We start from the raw sequence: 15877 nt of genomic DNA, 5'->3' as shown, positions 1-15877 counted from the left end.
CTCCACACCCCGTCCGCGGGGCCGGCAGGAGACTGTCGGTCCCGCGTGATGGGGTGTGCCTCATGAGTACGACGACCCGCTACCGGCTGGTGGCGCCCGACCGGTCGGTCGTGGTGCCCGAGCTCGACGAGCACCAGCAGCGCGTGGTCGACCACGAGGGCGGTCCGCTCCTCGTGCTCGCCGGTCCCGGCACCGGCAAGACGACGACGCTCGTCGAGGCGATCGTCGACCGCATCGAGCACCGCGGCGCCTCGCCCGACTCGGTGCTCGCCCTCACCTTCTCCCGCAAGGCCGCCGAGCAGCTGCGCGACCGGGTGACCGCCCGCGTCGCCCGCACGACGTCCGCCGCCGCGTGCTCGACGTTCCACTCCTTCGCCTACGCGCTCGTGCGCAAGTACGCGCCCGCCGAGCTCTACGAGGGCGCCATCCGGCTGCTGTCCGCCCCCGAGGCCGACGTCGTGCTGCGCGAGCTGCTCCGCGACAACCCGGAGTCCGTCGTCTGGCCCGAGGCGCTCCGCCGCGCCGTCGGCACCCGCGGCTTCGTCCGGGAGGTGCAGGCCGTGCTGGCCCGCGCCCGGGAGAAGGGCCTCGACCCGGCCGGCCTCCGCGCGCTCGGCATCGAGCACGACCTGCCCGAGCTCATCGCGGCCGGGTTGTTCCTCGAGCAGTACCTCACCGTCCTCGACAACCTCGGCGCCACCGACTACGCCGACCTCATCCGCCGCGCGGTGATCGAGGCCGAGGCCCACCGCGACGAGCTGCGGGCCCGCTACGCGCACGTGTTCGTGGATGAGTACCAGGACACCGACCCGGGCCAGGTCGCGCTGCTGCGCGCGATCGCGGGCGACGGTCGCGACCTCACCGTCGTCGGCGACCCGCACCAGTCGATCTACGGGTTCCGCGGGGCCGACGTGCGCGGCATCCTCGACTTCCCGGCGAGCTTCCCGACCAGCGCCGGCGCGCCGGCCCCGGTCGTGGTGCTCCAGCGCACCCGTCGGTTCGGGCCGCGCATCCTGCTGGGCGCCGGTCGCGTGGCGAGCCGGCTGACGCTGACCGGCAGCATCTCCCCGGAGGCGCGCGAGGCGTTCCTCTCGCCCGAGGCCGTGCCCGGTCCGCAGGGCGACGGTCGCGTCGAGGTGGTCACCTACGACACCGAGCGCGCGGAGGCCGAGCGGCTGGCCGACCTGCTGCGCCGGGCCCACCTCGAGGACGACATCGCGTGGGACCGGATGGCGGTCCTCGTCCGGTCCGGCCGGGCGAGCATCCCGCCGCTGCGTCGCGCGCTGGCCGCCGCGGGCGTGCCCGTCGAGGTGGCCTCTGACGACCTGCCGCTTGTCCACGACCCGGCCGTGGTGCCGCTGCTCGACGCCCTGCGCGCGGTGGTCAACCTCGACAACGACGATCCCGACTCGCCGGGTTTCCTCGACCCGGGACGGATCGAGTCCCTGCTGCTCTCGCCGCTCGGCGGGCTCGACGCCTCCGACCTGCGGGCCCTCGTCCGCCGCCTCCGCACGCGTGAGAAGGAGCTGTCCGACGCGACCGCCCGGCGCACCAGCCGCGAGCTGCTCCGTCTCGCTGTGGTCGAGGACGGCTTCCTCGACGGGATCGAGGGTCCCGACGTCGAGCGCGCCGTCGCCCTTGCCTCGCTCCTGCGCTCCGGTGCGACGATGCTCGCCGACAAGTCGAGCGTCGAGGACGTGCTCTGGCACTTCTGGTCCGAGACGTCGTGGCCGCAGCGGCTGCGCCGGCAGGTTGACCTCGGGGGAGCGGGTGCGCGGCGGGCCCACCGCGACCTCGACGCGATCGTCGCGCTCTTCGACCTGGCCTCGCGCGTGGTCGACCAGCGCGAGCACATCGGCGTCCAGGCCTTCTTCTCCAACGTGGTCGAGCAGCAGCTGCCCGCCGACACGCTCGCCGAGCAGGGCGTCCGCGGCAAGGCCGTCCGGCTGCTCACCGCCCACCGCTCCAAGGGCCTCGAGTGGGACCTCGTCGTGGTCGCCCACGTCCAGCAGGAGGGCTGGCCCGACCTGCGCCGCCGCACGACCCTGCTCGGCGCCGACCGGATCGGGGTCGACGCCTCGGGCCATCCCGACCTGGTCCCGCCGGTCACCGCCCGCGCGCTGCTCATGGAGGAGCGCCGCCTCTTCTACGTCGCCTGCACCCGCGCCCGACGCCGGCTGGTCGTGACCGCCGTCCGGTCGCCCGACGACGACGGCGAGCAGCCCTCGCGCTTCCTGGAGGAGCTCGGCGTGACGATCGACCACCAGGACGGCCGGCCGCCACGGCCCCTGTCGCTCGGCGGCCTCGTCGCCGAGCTCAGGCGGCACGCCGCCGACCCGTCGGTCTCGCCGGCCCTCCGCGAGGCGGCCGCCCGGCGACTCGCCGCGCTCGCCGCCGAGGAGGTCGACGGCCGCCAGCTCGTCCCGACCGCCGACCCCTCGACGTGGTGGGGCACCCGGAGCGCCTCACGGTCCGTCGAGCCGATCCGTGACCCCGAGCGGCCGGTGCCGATCTCGGCGAGCATGCTCGACTCGATCCTGCTGTGTCCGGCGCAGTGGTTCTTCGAGCGGGAGGCCGGCGGCGTCTCGGCCGTGCACCAGTCGGCCAACCTCGGCCAGATCCTCCACGCGCTCGCCGAGCGGGTCGCCGTCGGCGAGCTGCCCGCGGAGGTCGGGCCGCTGATGGCCGAGGTCGAGGCGGTCTGGGACCGGCTCGCCTTCCGCACGCCGTGGTCGCGCCAGCGCGAGCTCGCCCGCATCCGCAAGGCCGTCGGCCGGTTCGTCCAGTGGCACCTCGACAACCCGCGCGAGGTCCTGGGCGCCGAGCAGCGCTTCCAGAGCACCGTCGACGTCGACGGCCGGCCGGTGATGCTCACCGGCTTCGCCGACCGGCTCGAGGTCGACGACGCCGGCCGGGTGGTCGTCGTCGACTTCAAGAGCGCCCGCACCGCACCGTCGGGCCCCTCCGTGGCGGGCAACCTCCAGCTCGCCCTCTACCAGTACGCCGTCGACGCCGGCGCGCTCGACGAGGCCGCCGGCCGCTCCGTCGCCTCCGGGGGCGCCGAGCTGGTGCAGCTCGGCATCGACGACGACTCCTCGAGCGCCAAGGTGCAGGGCCAGCCCGCGCACGCCGTCGACGGCCCCGAGCGCACCGTCCTGCGGGAGGGCCTGGCGCGCGCGGCGGCGCTCGTCCGCGCCGAGAACTTCCCGGCGACGGCCGGACCGCACTGCCGCGACTGCCCGTTCGTGGCCATCTGCCCGGCCAAGGGCGCCGGGAGCGTGACCGTCCAGTGACCGAGCAGACCCCTCCCGAGCGGACCTTCGAGCCGGTCCGGCTCGACACCCCCGAGGACCTCCGGGTCCTGATGAAGGCCACGCACGCCGCCAGCGACGAGCAGTGGGCCGCGATCACCGCGCCCCTGCGGCCGACCGTCGTGGTCGCGGGCGCCGGCAGCGGCAAGACCACCCTCATGGCCCAGCGCGTCGTCTGGCTGGTCGCGACGGGCAAGGTCCGTCCCGAGGAGGTCCTCGGCCTGACCTTCACGACTAAGGCGGCCGCAGAGCTCCGCCAGCGTGTCACCAAGGCGCTCGGTGACGCCGGGCTGCTCGACCGCTCGGTCGTCGCGGAGGGCGAGGACGTCCTCGAGCCGACCGTCGCGACCTACCACGCCTACGCCGCGAACCTCCTCACCGACCACGGCCTCCGGATCGGCCACGAGCCCGACACCCGGGTCGTCTCGGACGCCTCCCGCTACCAGCTCGGCGCCCGCGTCATCGAGCGGTTCACGGGCCACATCGAGCTGCTGACCGACCACCCCGCGACCGCCATCCAGAACCTCCTCGCCCTCGACGGCGCGATGAGCGAGCACCTCGTCAGCGCGGACGACGTACGTCGCACGGACGAGGAGGCGCGGCGAGGGTTCGAGCGCGCGATCGCCGAGGAGCAGTCCGGCAAGGGGCGCAAGACCTACCTCGAGCCGCCCGCCAAGGCGATCAACGCGATCGACCGCCGTGCCGAGCTGCTCCAGCTCGTCACCGGCTACCGCAGGCTCAAGGCCGACCTCGGCCTGATGGACTTCGGCGACCAGATCGCCCTCGCCGCCCGCCTCGTCGACGACCAGCCCGAGGTGGGCGAGCTCGAGCGGGCACGCTTCAAGGTCGTGCTGCTCGACGAATACCAGGACACCTCGGTCGCCCAGGCGACGATGCTCGCCCGGCTGTTCTCCGGCCCCGACGCCGACCACGGCCTCGGCCACCCGGTGATGGCGGTCGGCGACCCCAACCAGGCGATCTACGGCTGGCGCGGCGCGTCGGTGTCCAACATCCTCAACTTCGCGGGGACCTTCCCGGCCGCCGACGGCGAGGCCGGCCGGCTGCCGCTGACGGTCAACCGGCGCTCCGACCGACGCATCCTCGAGGTCGCCAACCGCCTCGCGCAGCCGCTCCTCGACGCCTACGGCGACAAGGTCGCCAAGCTCCGCCCCGCCGAGATCGCGGAGCAGGGACGCGTCGAGACCCGGGTCCACGAGCGGGCGATCGACGAGCTCGCCTGGCTCGCCGACGCGGTGAAGGAGGCCCACGCCGCCGGCACCGACTGGTCCGACATCGGTGTGCTGAGCCGCGACAACGCTCAGGGCGAGGAGGTCTACGACACCCTCACGTCCGCGGGCATCCCGGTCGAGATCGTCGGCCTCTCCGGCCTGATCCGGCTGCCCGAGGTCGCGGAAGTGGTCGCCACGCTGACCCTGCTCCACGACGTCACGGCCAACGCCTCGATGCTCACGCTGCTCACCGGCCCGCGCTGGGCGATCGGCCCGCGTGACCTGCGGCTGCTCGCGCTGCGGGCCGCGGAGATCGCGGGCGTCCGCGGTCGCAAGGAGGCCGCGACGGTCGCCGACCAGCTGCTCCAGATCGCCGACGGCATCGACGCGTCCGAGCTGCCCGCCCTGAGCGACGCCGTCGAGGCGCCCGGCGAGGCGGCGTACTCACCCGAGGCGCTCGACCGGTTCGCCCTCCTCGCTGCCGAGCTGCGCCGGCTGCGCACCCACGTCGGCGACCCCCTGCTCGACGTGGTGCGCCGGATCATCGACACCACAGGCGTCGACGTCGAGCTCGCGTCGGCGACGTCGCCCGCGGCGGCCGCACGCCGCGACAACCTCGACCTCTTCGTGAAGGCGGTCGCGGAGTTCCAGTCCGTCGACGGCGACGTCACCCTGCCCGCCCTCCTGGCCTACCTGACCGCCGAGGACGACCAGGGCAACGGCCTCGACGTGGCCACGCCCACCGCGGCCGACTCGGTCAAGCTGCTGACGGTCCACCGCGCCAAGGGCCTCGAGTGGTCGTCGGTCTTCTGCGTCGGGGTGGGGGAGACGCGCTTCCCGAGCAACCGCTCCCGCACGCTCTGGACGTCGTCCCCCGCGGTGCTGCCCGCGCCGCTGCGCGGCGACCGTGCCGACCAGCCCCAGCTCGCCGGCCACGACAAGGCCGCACTCGACGCCTACCGCGCGGCCACGAAGGCCCACGATGCCGAGGAGGAGCTCCGCCTCGGCTACGTCGCCTACACCCGCGCGGCCCACCACCTCGCCGTCACCTCCTACGTCTGGGGCCAGCGGGCGACGCCGTTCGGGCCGTCCGACTACCAACGCGTCGTGCGCGAGCAGCTCGAGGAGTGGGGCGAGCCGGTCGAGCACTGGATCGAGAAGCCGGCACCCAGGTCGCCCAACCCCAACGACGACATCGACCCATCGAAGCCGTGGCCGGTGCCCGGCCCGGGGGAGGAGGCGGCGCGCCGGCTCGCGGCCGCCGACCTGGTCCGCTCGATCGACCCCACGGCGCCGGACGAGGGCCTCGACATGGTCGAGGCCGCGCAGGTCGCCGAGTGGGACGACGACCTCGCGCAGCTGATCACCGAGGCCCGCGCCGAGCGGTCGACGTCGATCGACCTGCCGCTGCCGAGCAGCCTCTCGGCCACCTCGCTGGCGCGGCTGCGCGACGACCCCGAGGCGTTCGCCCGCGACCTCGCACGCCCGATGCCCCGACCCCCCGCACCCGCCGCCCGGTTCGGTACGGCGTTCCACGCGTGGGTCGAGGACCGCTTCGGCCAGCAGGCGCTCATCGAGCCCGACGAGCTCCCCGGCCGCGCCGACGCCGGCATCGACGACGAGGCCGACCTCGGCGAGGTCGTGAAGCGCTTCGAGGACGGCCCCTTCGGCGACCGCGCTCCCCACGCCGTCGAGGCGCCCTTCGCCCTCGTCCTGGGCGGACAGGTGGTCCGCGGCCGGATCGACGCGGTCTACGCCGAACCCTCGACCGACGGCGACGGCTATCTCGTCGTCGACTGGAAGACCAGCCGCCACGAGACCGCCGATCCGCTCCAGCTCGCCCTCTACCGCCTCGCCTGGTCCGAGCTCACCGGCACACCCCTCGACCGGGTCCGGGCTGCCTTCCACTACGTCCGCACCGGTCGCACCGTCCACCTCGACGACCTCCCCGACCGCCCCGCCCTCGAGAAGCTCGTCACCGACGTCTGACCGCGGGAGCGGTGCGTCTGCCAGCGGCCGTGTCGTACGGCGGCACGCAGGGGAGCGGTGGCCCAGCCACATTCCGAGGTGCCCGAATGTGGCTCCCGCACCGCCCGACGTTCGAGCGGTGGGTGAGACACCTTTTCGGTGCGCAGAACATGTCTCACGCACCGCCCGCCGGCGCGTCGTACAGGTCAGCCGAGCGCGGCGGTGAGCGCGATCTCGACCATCTCGCCGAAGGTCTGCTCGCGCTCGTGGGAGGTGGTCTCCTCGCCGGTGACGATGTGGTCGGACACGGTGCAGATCGCGAGCGCGCGGCGGCCATGCTTGGCGGCGAGGGTGTAGAGCGCGCTGGCCTCCATCTCGACGCCGAGCACGCCGTACTTCACCATCTCGCCGAGGAGCTCGGGCCGGGCCGGGTAGAACGAGTCGCTGGAGAAGATCAGGCCGACGTGGAAGGGCGAGCCGTCGCGTGCCTCGGCCGCCTCGACCGCACCGCGCAGCAGGCCGAAGTCGGCGACGGGGGCGTAGTCGATGCCGTGGAAGGCGATCCGGTTCATCGACGAGTCGGTGCACGCGCCGGAGGCGATGAGGATGTCGCGCACCCCGACGCGGTCGGTGACGGCACCGCACGATCCGACGCGGATGATCGACTGCACGTCGTAGTCGGTGAACAGCTCGTTGACGTAGATGGCCATCGAGGGCTGGCCCATGCCCGAGCCCTGGACGGAGACCGGGTGCCCGTTCCAGGTGCCCGTGAAGCCGTACATCCCGCGCACCTCGCTGTAGCAGCGGGCGTCGTCGAGGAACGTCTGCGCGATCCACCTCGCCCGCAGGGGGTCACCGGGCAGCAGGACGGTGGGGGCGATGTCGCCGGGCTGGGCGCCGATGTGCGTGCTCACGGCGCCCAGCCTAGGGACTCGAAGGGCTCAGCCGGCGTTGGCCACGATCTCGTTGGGCGTGTGCGGCAGGTCCAGGGTCGACGTGGTCCGTCCGCGGTCGAGGTCCACGACGTGCACGCGGTCGCGGCGCGGGTCGGTGACGTACGCCGTCGCGCCGACGACGTGGAGGGCCGGCCGGGGCTGCTGCCAGTCGAGCGGCTCGCGCCAGCGGCCGACGACGTCGATCGCGTCCGTCTCCTTGCCGGTCTCGGGGTCGATGACGTGGATCGCGCCGTCGGTCCCCAGCACGAGCGCCTCGCCCTCGGGTCCGCGTCCGAGCGAGCGGAAGCTGTAGCTGGTGCCGAGGTCCACCAGGCGGATGGACGCGTCGCGGGTGTCCACCAGCGCCACGCGGGTGGGCCGCTCCAGCTCGGCGTCGGGGTCGGTCTTGTAGTCGCCGAGCAGGACGGGGGAGACCTCCGATCCTGCCTGGTTGCCGATCCGGCCGTACGCGTCCGGGCTGGCCACCTTGGTCATCTCGCGGCCGTCGACCAGGACGGCTCCGTCCTCGCAGCCGAGGACGGCGACGTCCTCGGCGAAGGCCTCGCCGTGCACGCCGGGGCACTCGTCGGTCTCGGCGAGCACCGCCCCGGACGGGCTGACCAGCCGGACGCCCGAGCGGGACTCCTCGTCCCCGACGGTCACCAGCAGGTTGCGGTCCACGAGGCGTACGGCGACCCCGTGGTGGGCCTCGTCGGCCGCCTCCGTCGTCACCGGCGGCGGGCCGTCGGCCAGGTCGTCGGGGTCGAGCACGGTGATCGTGCCGGTGCCGTCGTCGAAGAGCGTCGTGATGCCGTCGTGGGCGACGACGTGCCCGGCCTCCGCGGCCTCGACGAGCGCGCCGGTCAGGCCGGGCTCGCCGGTGTAGTGGTGCGCGTGGTCACCGTGCTCGTGCCCCCACGACCCGAGGTCGAGGACGTGCCACCCCAGGGTGCCGCTCACCAGCGCGTGGCGGCCGTCGCCGGCCGGCGAGACGCGGACGAATCCCTCCATCGGCTCGTCGGCGACCACCTCACCGCTGGTGACGTCGACGACCATCACACCTCCGTCGTGGGTGAGGGCCAGGCGCGGGGCCGCGGCGGCTGCCTCGGTGCCCGCGCGCGCGGCCTCCGGGGCATCGGTGGCGTCGGTGGCGTCGGACTCGGAGTCGGGCGGGGCGGGATCGGTCGCGGTGCCGCAGGCAGTGGCTGCCAGCACGACGAGGGTGGCGAGCAGGACGTGGGGACGAAGTCGCTTCATGAGAATGATTCTCAACACAGATGAGAACCATTGTCAAAGAGGTACGGCGCTAGCCTGACGCGGTGAGCCCCGAACGCCTCCTCCCGCACGTCGCCCTCTCCGCCCATGCGCACAACCGGATGGGGCTCCGGCGCACCGACGCGGCGTGGCTCGCCGAGCAGCTGGCCGACCCGTCGACCCGGGTGCTGGTCGTCGCCGGCAACCGGCTCCGCCCGGTCGACGGCGCGGTGCAGTGGGTGCGGCCCGACGAGGCGCCGGACGGCACGCCCGTGCTGCTGGGCGACAGCGACGGCGTCGTGCACCTGGCCGTCCTCGTTCCACCGGAGGAGGCTCCCGGCGGGGCGGAGGAGTGGGTGCCGCTGCGCTCCGTGCTGACCCTGCTCGCCGAGGGCAGCCCGCAGCAGGCGCCGCTGGTCATGCACGCGATCGGTCTGGCCGAGTGGCACCACGCCACCCGGTTCTGCCCGCGCTGCGGCGGCACCCTCGTGAGCCGGGCGGCGGGCCACGAGCTGCGGTGCACGCAGTGCGACCGTGCCCAGTTCCCGCGCACCGACCCGGCCGTGATCATGGCGATCACGCACGGCGACGGCGAGGACGAGGCGATCCTGCTCGGTCGCAACGCCGCCTGGCCGGCCGGGCGCTGGTCCACGCTCGCCGGGTTCTGCGAGCCGGGGGAGACGCTCGAGGACGCCGTGCGCCGCGAGGTGCACGAGGAGGTCGGCGTACGGGTCGGGGAGGTCGCCTACTTCGGCAGCCAGCCGTGGCCGCTCCCCGCGAGCCTGATGCTCGGCTTCACCGGTCGGGCCCTCACGACCGAGATCGACGTCGACGGCGCGGAGATCGAGGAGGCGCGGTGGTGGACGCGCACCGACTTCGAGGCCGCCGGCCGGTCGGGCGAGCTCGTCGTCCCGCGCGGCATCTCGATCTCGTCCTCGCTCATCGAGAGCTGGTTCGGCCGCCCGCTCGACGGCCCCGGCTGGGGCTGAGGGTCAGTGCCTCCGTCCCCGCTGGTCAGTCGCAGTTGTCGCAGATGCCGGTCGCGGGCAGGGCGATGAAGCACCGCGGGCACAGGTTGACCGGCTTGTCGGTCGCGGCGACGCGGCGGGGCGTCGAGGTGCGGGACGATCGGGGCGGCGCCGACGACGTGCGCGGGGTGCGCGAGCGGGTGCCCGGCACCCGCTCCGTCGGGGGTGAGTCGTCGCGGATCTGGAAGCCGAGACGGGTCAGCGCCTTGCTGGCGCCCGCCCCGCCGCCGGGGACGTCGGCAGGGGTCAGCGTCCGCCCGGTGGCCAGCCCGTGGGCGATGCCCATGATCGCCGCGGCGTCGTACTCGCGACCGCCGTGCAGGAGCACGTGGGTCGAGACCCCGCCGCGCACGAGCATGTAGTTGGCGCCACCCGCCCTGTCCCACGTCTCGATCGCGGTGAGGACGTGGGGGCGGTCGATCGAGTTCAGCAGTGACACGACGTCAGGCTAACCCCGGCGCGGATCGGGCTCCACGCCAGCATCACGAGATCGCGGCCAGCTTCTCCTTGACCTGCGCCACCGACGGGTTCGTCAGCGTGCTGCCGTCGGAGAAGAGGAGGGTGGGCACGGTCTGGTTGCCGCCGTTGGCCTGCTCGACGGTCAGGGCGGCGTCCGGCTCCTGCTCGATGTCGACCATCGAGAACGGGATGCCCTCGCGGTCGAGCTGGCTCTTGAGGCGGTGGCAGTAGCCGCACCACGGCGTGGTGAACATCGTGAAGGTCATGGATCGAGTGTCCCCTCCGGCGTCTAGGGTTTGACGACGAGGGTGGTCGGCCACCCTCTCCGGTCCCAACCACGACGCCGCAGGAGTTGTTCCGTTGCTCGAAGCGCTCGACCCCGAGCAGCGACAGGTCGCCGAGGCGCTGCGCGGGCCGGTGCGCGTGCTGGCCGGCGCCGGCACCGGCAAGACCCGCGCGGTCACCCACCGCATCGCCCACGGCGTCGCCCAAGGGGTCTACGCGCCGACCGAGGTGCTCGCGCTGTCGTTCACCACCCGTGCGGCGGGCGAGATGCGCGAGCGGCTGCGTGCCCTCGGCGCGCCGGGTGTCCAGGCACGGACGTTCCACTCCGCAGCGTTGCGGCAGCTGCGGTTCTTCTGGCCGCGGGTCCACCAGCGCGAGCTGCCCGAGCTCGTCGAGTCCAAGCTGGGCATGCTCGCGCTCGCCGCGCGCCGCCAGCGACTCGGCGTCGACCAGGCCACCCTGCGCGACCTCGCCAGCGAGATCGAGTGGGCCAAGGTCTCCAACGTCGGCCCCGACACCTACCCCGCGATCGCCCGCACCCGCGCCCGAGCGGTCTCAGGCCTCGACCCCGAGGTCGTCGCGCGGGCCTTCGACGCCTACGAGGAGGTCAAGCGCGGCCAGGGCCGGATGGACATGGAGGACGTGCTGCTCCTCGGTGCCGGCCTCCTCGCCGACAACGAGGCCGTGGCCGCCCAGGTCCGCCGCCAGTACAAGTGGTTCGTCGTCGACGAGTTCCAGGACGTCTCGCCCCTGCAGCACGCCCTCCTCGACCTGTGGCTCGGTGGTCGCGACGAGCTGTGCGTCGTCGGCGACCCGGCCCAGACGATCTACTCGTTCGCCGGCGCCGACGCCCGCTACCTGCGCGACTTCACGAAAGCCTTCCCGTCCGCGACGAGCGTCGAGCTGGTGCGCAACTACCGCTCGACCCCGGAGGTCGTCTCCGCGGCCAACCGGCTCCTCGACGGCACGCCGAGCAAGGGTGTGGACCTGGTCGCGCAGCGTCCGGCCGGCGCCCGCATCACCTGGCGCGAGGCCACCGACGAGGTCGCCGAGGCCGAGGCGGTCGCCGACCGGGTGGCGGCGCTGCGTGCCTCGGGCACTCCCGCGAGCCGGGTGGCCGTGCTGCTGCGCATCAACGCGCAGTCCGAGCGGTTCGAGGAGGCGCTCGCGGCTCGCGGGATCCCCTACGTCGTACGCGGTGCCGCGCGGTTCTTCGACCGCCCCGAGGTGCGGCAGGCGATCACCCTGGTCCGGGGTGCGGCCCGCTCCGGCGAGGCGTCGGGGCCGGCCGCCGACGCGGTCGTCGCCGTGCTCTCGCAGATGGGCCACTCCACCGAGCCGCCCGAGGGCAGGGGAGAGGTCCGCAACAGGTGGGAGTCCCTCCAGGCGCTCGTGGACCTGGCTGCCGACTTCGGCCGCGAGCGACCGGAGGCGGGCGTCGGCGACTTCGTCGACGACCTCGACCGGCGGGCGAGCGAGCAGCACGCACCGGTGGCCGACGCCGTCACCCTCGCGACCATCCACTCCGCCAAGGGCCTGGAGTGGGACGCCGTCTTCGTGGCCGGCATGCACGACAAGATGATGCCGATCTCGCAGGCGCAGACCCCGGCCGAGATCGAGGAGGAGCGCCGCCTCCTCTACGTCGCGATGACCCGCGCCCGTGACGAGCTCAGCGTGTCGTGGGCAACCGCCCGCGAACCGGGCGGCCGCTCGACGCGCGGCAGCTCGCCGTTCCTCGCGCCGCTGCTCGACGGCGTGCCCGGCGTGTCCGCCCAGCGGCGTGAGCGCACCCGGCGCAACCGCGCCGCGATGCACTGTCGCGAGTGCGGCAAGGCCCTGTCGACGTCGGTGGAGAAGAAGACCGGTCGCTGCGCGGACTGCCCGGCGTCCTACGACGAGGCGCTGTTCGAGCGGCTGCGCGAGTGGCGCCTAGCTCGGTCCGCAGAGGACAGCGTCCCGGCGTTCGTCGTCTTCACCGACGCGACCCTGCAGCTCATCGCCGAGCACGTCCCCACCGACGAGAAGGGCCTGCGCAAGATCAGCGGCGTCGGGCCGAGCAAGATCGCCAAGTACGGCGACGAGGTGCTCGCGCTGGTCGCCCAGGCCCGCACCTAAGCGTGCCGGAGCGTGCCGGGAGGCAGCCCCGGGCGGTCCGAAAAAAGAAATCTCGGTAATACCCATTAAATGGTTTGCCCCTGACGATGTGAGGGGTCTAACGTTCCCTTCACAACAACCCCGCGCATGGGATCGCTGACAACGATCCGCGCCCGACGCCCCGAAGGAGGTGGCCCCCATGGAGAACTACACGATGACGATGACGGCTTGGACGCCGTCCTTCGGCATGCCCGCTGCCGGCCACCGCTGCGCCACTGATGTGCGCGTCCTCGGTGTCGATGGCGCAGCTGCGCTCCAGGGGACCGCTGTGTCCATCGAGCGCATCAAGGGCGTCTTCCCGGGTCTTCCAGCCTGGAGTCCACCGACGAGTTGACGAAACTCGCATCGGCAGCCTCCAGGCCGCGGAACCCGACACCCGGGATCCGCGGCCTTTCTGTTTGTCCAGTGAGTCACAACACCGCGATCAGGTCAGGAGAAGGAGGTGAACACATGACCATCAGCGTTCTCGACCGCAACCGAGCTGCCGACGCGACCGAGGTGGAGCCCCAGGCCCCGCTCGGAGCCCTGCACGACGCAGCTGCCGGAGTGGATGAGGAGTTGCTGCCCTGCCGCGTCAACGACGCAGAGCTGTGGTTTGCCGAGTCCCCCACGGACGTGGAGCACGCCAAGGCCCTCTGCATCGACTGCCCCGTGCAGGCGCTGTGCCTCGACGGAGCCCTCGAGCGGCGTGAGCCGTGGGGCGTCTGGGGAGGCGAGCTCTTCCTCCAGGGCGTGGTGATCCCGCGCAAGCGGCCGCGAGGCCGGCCCCGCAAGTCCGAGCAGGTCGCCACTCAGGCCGGCCAGAACCAGAAGGACGGGGCCGCCGCGTAAGGCGCCACCGCTCAGTCACCTCCGAGGAAGTACAGGAACAACCACCGATGAAGACCTACCGAAATGGACGGCACGACATGAATCTCATGCATGAAGAACTCGCACGCGCGCAAATGACCGCGCGCCTGGGAGAGGCGCACGAACTGCGACGCGGCCACCAGATGGCCCTGGCCCGTCGCATGAGCCGCAAGGCCGAGCAGGCCGCGCAGCAGGCGCGTCTCGCCCTCGCTCGCGCGATCTGATCTTCCCCTCCGGGGGAGGCTCACCCTGATCGCGGGTGAACACATCACGAGCCGGTACGTCGTCACGGTGACGACGTACCGGCTCGTGGCACGTCCGGGCACGCTCACGGGAGTAGCCTCGAGGCGTGAGCGACCTCGTGACGTGCGACTTCTGCGGCACCCAGGCCCCGGAGGCCGAGACCCTCACCTGGACCACCGCGGTCGAGAACGGCCGGCGGCGCGCCTTCTGCGACACCTGCTCGCGCACCCACCTGCGGGCGATGGAGAGCAAGCTCGACAGCGAGTGGTGGTGACTGCCCGGCCGGCGCAGTTCAGGGTCGCCTAGGCGGTGCCGGGTCCGGAGTCGAACCACGCGCACCCGCAGTAGGGGTGGCGCTGCCAGCGTCGCGCTGCGGGCAGCGGCTCGTGGTCCACGCGCCACGAGGTGAGCCAGGTGTGCGGCAGCTCGGACCGGGACCACGCGACGAGGTCCCGGGCGACCGCTCCGGCCGCGAGCGCGAGCAGCGGGCGCGGCACCGGTCCCGGCGCCGCGTGGTCCCCCTCGTCGAGCACGGCTGCGGCCACGCACCGCGCACACGGACCCACGCCGGGCGCGATCCACGGGCCGACGTCGACGGCGTAGGGCTGCACGCCCACCAGCACGTGCGGGAGCGAGTCGACGCACCACGCGTCGACGGCCGGGGAGACGAGACGTGCGGGCGTCACGGCGATCCCGACGGGTGCGGCGCGGTCGACGGTGACACCGGCAGCGGAGAGCGCGGCGACGACGCCGTCCTTCCAGGGGTCAGGGCAGTCGAGCTGCGCGCGCGTGCCGGCGGCGAAGGGGCCGATCGGGGAGGAGGGGCGGAGTGGCACCGTCCGACCGTGCCACGACGATGCGGGGTGTGGGGCGTCGTCCACAGGCCGGCCCGAGGTCGGCAGCCGGAAGATGCAGCGGCGGCGTCACCCGAGGGGTGACGCCGCCGCCATGAGCTCAAGAGGTGAGGCTCACGCCTTGCCGAGGATGCGGTTCAGGTTGGTGCCGCAGACCGGGCAGACGCCCTTGGCCATCTTGGTGCCCTTGTCGTTGACCTTGATCTCGCCCTCCGCCTCGCGCTTCTCCTTGCACTTGACGCAGTAGAACTCACCGCTCCAGGTCTCCGCCATGACGGCCTCCTTGCTTGTTTTCTTGGTCGTCGCGACGGGGAAGTCTCTCGGGGAAGCCCGCCGGGGAGGACCGGCGGTCGCCAGCACTCCGTCGATGACCCTACGCCACGCGTGAGCCACGCTCACGCACCACACGCGCTGAGCGTGAAACCGGGTCATTCCACGCTCAGCGGGCTCAGTACCCTCGGGCCATGCCAGACACCTCTTCCGAGCTCACCCACCTCCGCCTCGAGCGCCCCTCCGAGGGGGTCGTCCTGCTGACCCTCGACAACCCCGGGATGCGCAACGCGATGAGCGACGAGATGACCTCGTCGTGGGTCGCGGCCGTCGAGGAGGTCGCTGCCGACACGTCCGTGCGCGCCGTCGTCGTGACCGGGGAGGGGAGCGCCTTCTGCTCGGGCGGCAACACCTCGTGGATCGCGAGCGAGCCCGACGCGAGCGTCGACCACCTGCGCGCGCGCATGCTGCCGTTCTACCGGGCGTGGCTGTCGATCCGCCGCCTCGAGGTGCCCACCATCGCCGCCGTGAACGGGGCCGCCATCGGTGCCGGCCTCTGCCTCGCGCTTGCCTGCGACATCCGGTACGCCGCCGGCGGAGCCAGGCTGGGTGTGCCCTTCAACAAGCTCGGCATGCACGCGGGCATGGCCGGCACCTGGCTGCTGCCCAACGTCGTCGGCCCCGCCCACGCGCGCGACCTGCTCCTCACCGGACGCGTCGTGGAGGCCGACGAGGCGCTGCGGCTCGGCCTGGTCTCGCGCGTCATCGACCCCGGGTCGTTCCTGGACGAGGTCCTCGAGACGGCGGCCGGCATCGCGGCGACCGCCCCGATCGCCTCGCGCCTGACCAAGATCGCGCTCGCCGACGGCGGCCACGCCGACTTCGAGTCCGCTCTCCAGTGGGAGTCCCTCGCCCAGCCGATGACGCTCGCGACCGCCGACCTGCAGGAGGGCATCGCGGCAGCGAAGGAGAAGCGGGCCCCGGAGTTCCGCGGCCACTGACCCCGCGCGAGGCCGGCAGGATGGACGAAGAAGGGGC

At 73.1% G+C, this 15877-nt stretch carries 13 protein-coding genes and 1 pseudogene; 8 read left to right on the top strand and 6 right to left on the bottom strand.

Annotated elements, in window-relative coordinates; translation table 11 throughout:
• The first annotated feature begins 62 nt into the window (after positions 1-62).
• Both AC3A3L_RS01600 and AC3A3L_RS01595 read left to right on the top strand, forming a co-directional pair.
• Entirely contained in the window at positions 63-3293 is a 3231-nt protein-coding gene (locus AC3A3L_RS01600; RefSeq protein ID WP_487638281.1) for an ATP-dependent helicase, read from the top strand.
• Positions 3290-6529 carry an ATP-dependent helicase gene (locus tag AC3A3L_RS01595; protein ID WP_487638280.1) on the top strand — a complete coding sequence of 1080 codons (3240 nt, stop codon included), beginning with the start codon at positions 3290-3292 and terminating at the stop codon, positions 6527-6529. The genes AC3A3L_RS01600 and AC3A3L_RS01595 overlap by 4 nt, the downstream gene beginning before the upstream one ends.
• Positions 6530-6714: 185 nt before the next feature.
• On the opposite strand, the gene deoD is transcribed toward AC3A3L_RS01595, so the two are convergent.
• Positions 6715-7422: a purine-nucleoside phosphorylase gene (gene deoD, locus AC3A3L_RS01590; RefSeq protein WP_487638279.1), complete on the bottom strand. Its 708-nt coding sequence runs from the start codon at positions 7420-7422 to the stop codon at positions 6715-6717.
• Between the two features lie 27 nt (positions 7423-7449).
• Positions 7450-8700 (bottom strand): zinc metallochaperone AztD, encoded by a 1251-nt coding sequence (gene aztD, locus AC3A3L_RS01585; protein WP_487638278.1) that lies wholly within the window; start codon positions 8698-8700, stop codon positions 7450-7452.
• A 62-nt stretch (positions 8701-8762) separates the two neighbouring features.
• Here aztD and nudC point away from each other — a divergent pair, with 62 nt between their 5' ends.
• The gene (gene nudC, locus AC3A3L_RS01580; protein WP_487638277.1) at positions 8763-9686 is read left to right on the top strand and encodes an NAD(+) diphosphatase; all 924 of its coding nucleotides are present in this window, start codon (positions 8763-8765) and stop codon (positions 9684-9686) included.
• Between the two features lie 25 nt (positions 9687-9711).
• On the opposite strand, the gene AC3A3L_RS01575 is transcribed toward nudC, so the two are convergent.
• Together AC3A3L_RS01575 and AC3A3L_RS01570 are read right to left on the bottom strand one after the other, a co-directional pair.
• Complete coding sequence (locus AC3A3L_RS01575) at positions 9712-10164, bottom strand: ScoMcrA-related endonuclease (RefSeq protein WP_487638276.1); 453 nt, start codon at positions 10162-10164, stop codon at positions 9712-9714.
• Between the two features lie 43 nt (positions 10165-10207).
• Complete coding sequence (locus AC3A3L_RS01570) at positions 10208-10450, bottom strand: mycoredoxin (RefSeq protein WP_487638275.1); 243 nt, start codon at positions 10448-10450, stop codon at positions 10208-10210.
• A 94-nt stretch (positions 10451-10544) separates the two neighbouring features.
• On the opposite strand from AC3A3L_RS01570, the gene AC3A3L_RS01565 reads away from it, so the two are divergent.
• The 4 genes and pseudogenes from AC3A3L_RS01565 (at position 10545) to AC3A3L_RS01550 (ending at position 13989) form a co-directional block, all read left to right on the top strand.
• Positions 10545-12584: an ATP-dependent DNA helicase UvrD2 gene (locus tag AC3A3L_RS01565; protein ID WP_487638274.1), complete on the top strand. Its 2040-nt coding sequence runs from the start codon at positions 10545-10547 to the stop codon at positions 12582-12584.
• Positions 12585-13073: 489 nt separating this feature from the next.
• Entirely contained in the window at positions 13074-13454 is a 381-nt protein-coding gene (locus AC3A3L_RS01560) for a WhiB family transcriptional regulator (protein WP_487638273.1), read from the top strand.
• Positions 13455-13495: 41 nt separating this feature from the next.
• Positions 13496-13696, top strand: a pseudogene (locus AC3A3L_RS01555) (hypothetical protein); the annotation flags it as partial.
• Between the two features lie 125 nt (positions 13697-13821).
• Positions 13822-13989, top strand: coding sequence for a hypothetical protein (locus AC3A3L_RS01550; RefSeq protein WP_487638272.1), 168 nt, complete (start codon positions 13822-13824; stop codon positions 13987-13989).
• A 28-nt stretch (positions 13990-14017) separates the two neighbouring features.
• Here the strand turns inward: AC3A3L_RS01550 and AC3A3L_RS01545 are convergent, their stop codons facing one another.
• Both AC3A3L_RS01545 and AC3A3L_RS01540 read right to left on the bottom strand, forming a co-directional pair.
• Positions 14018-14551 (bottom strand): hypothetical protein, encoded by a 534-nt coding sequence (locus AC3A3L_RS01545; RefSeq protein WP_487638271.1) that lies wholly within the window; start codon positions 14549-14551, stop codon positions 14018-14020.
• A gap of 132 nt (positions 14552-14683) precedes the next feature.
• The gene (locus AC3A3L_RS01540; protein WP_090969683.1) at positions 14684-14842 is read right to left on the bottom strand and encodes a DUF5679 domain-containing protein; all 159 of its coding nucleotides are present in this window, start codon (positions 14840-14842) and stop codon (positions 14684-14686) included.
• 191 nt (positions 14843-15033) lie between these two features.
• Here AC3A3L_RS01540 and AC3A3L_RS01535 point away from each other — a divergent pair, with 191 nt between their 5' ends.
• Positions 15034-15840, top strand: coding sequence for an enoyl-CoA hydratase/isomerase family protein (locus tag AC3A3L_RS01535; protein WP_487638270.1), 807 nt, complete (start codon positions 15034-15036; stop codon positions 15838-15840).
• The last annotated feature ends 37 nt before the right edge of the window (positions 15841-15877 follow it).

The sequence above is a fragment of the Nocardioides sp. Soil_C_8 genome, from assembly GCF_057656315.1.
The sequence above is the reverse complement of the archived record's forward strand: the minus strand, read 5'-3'. Positions and strand labels throughout refer to the sequence as shown.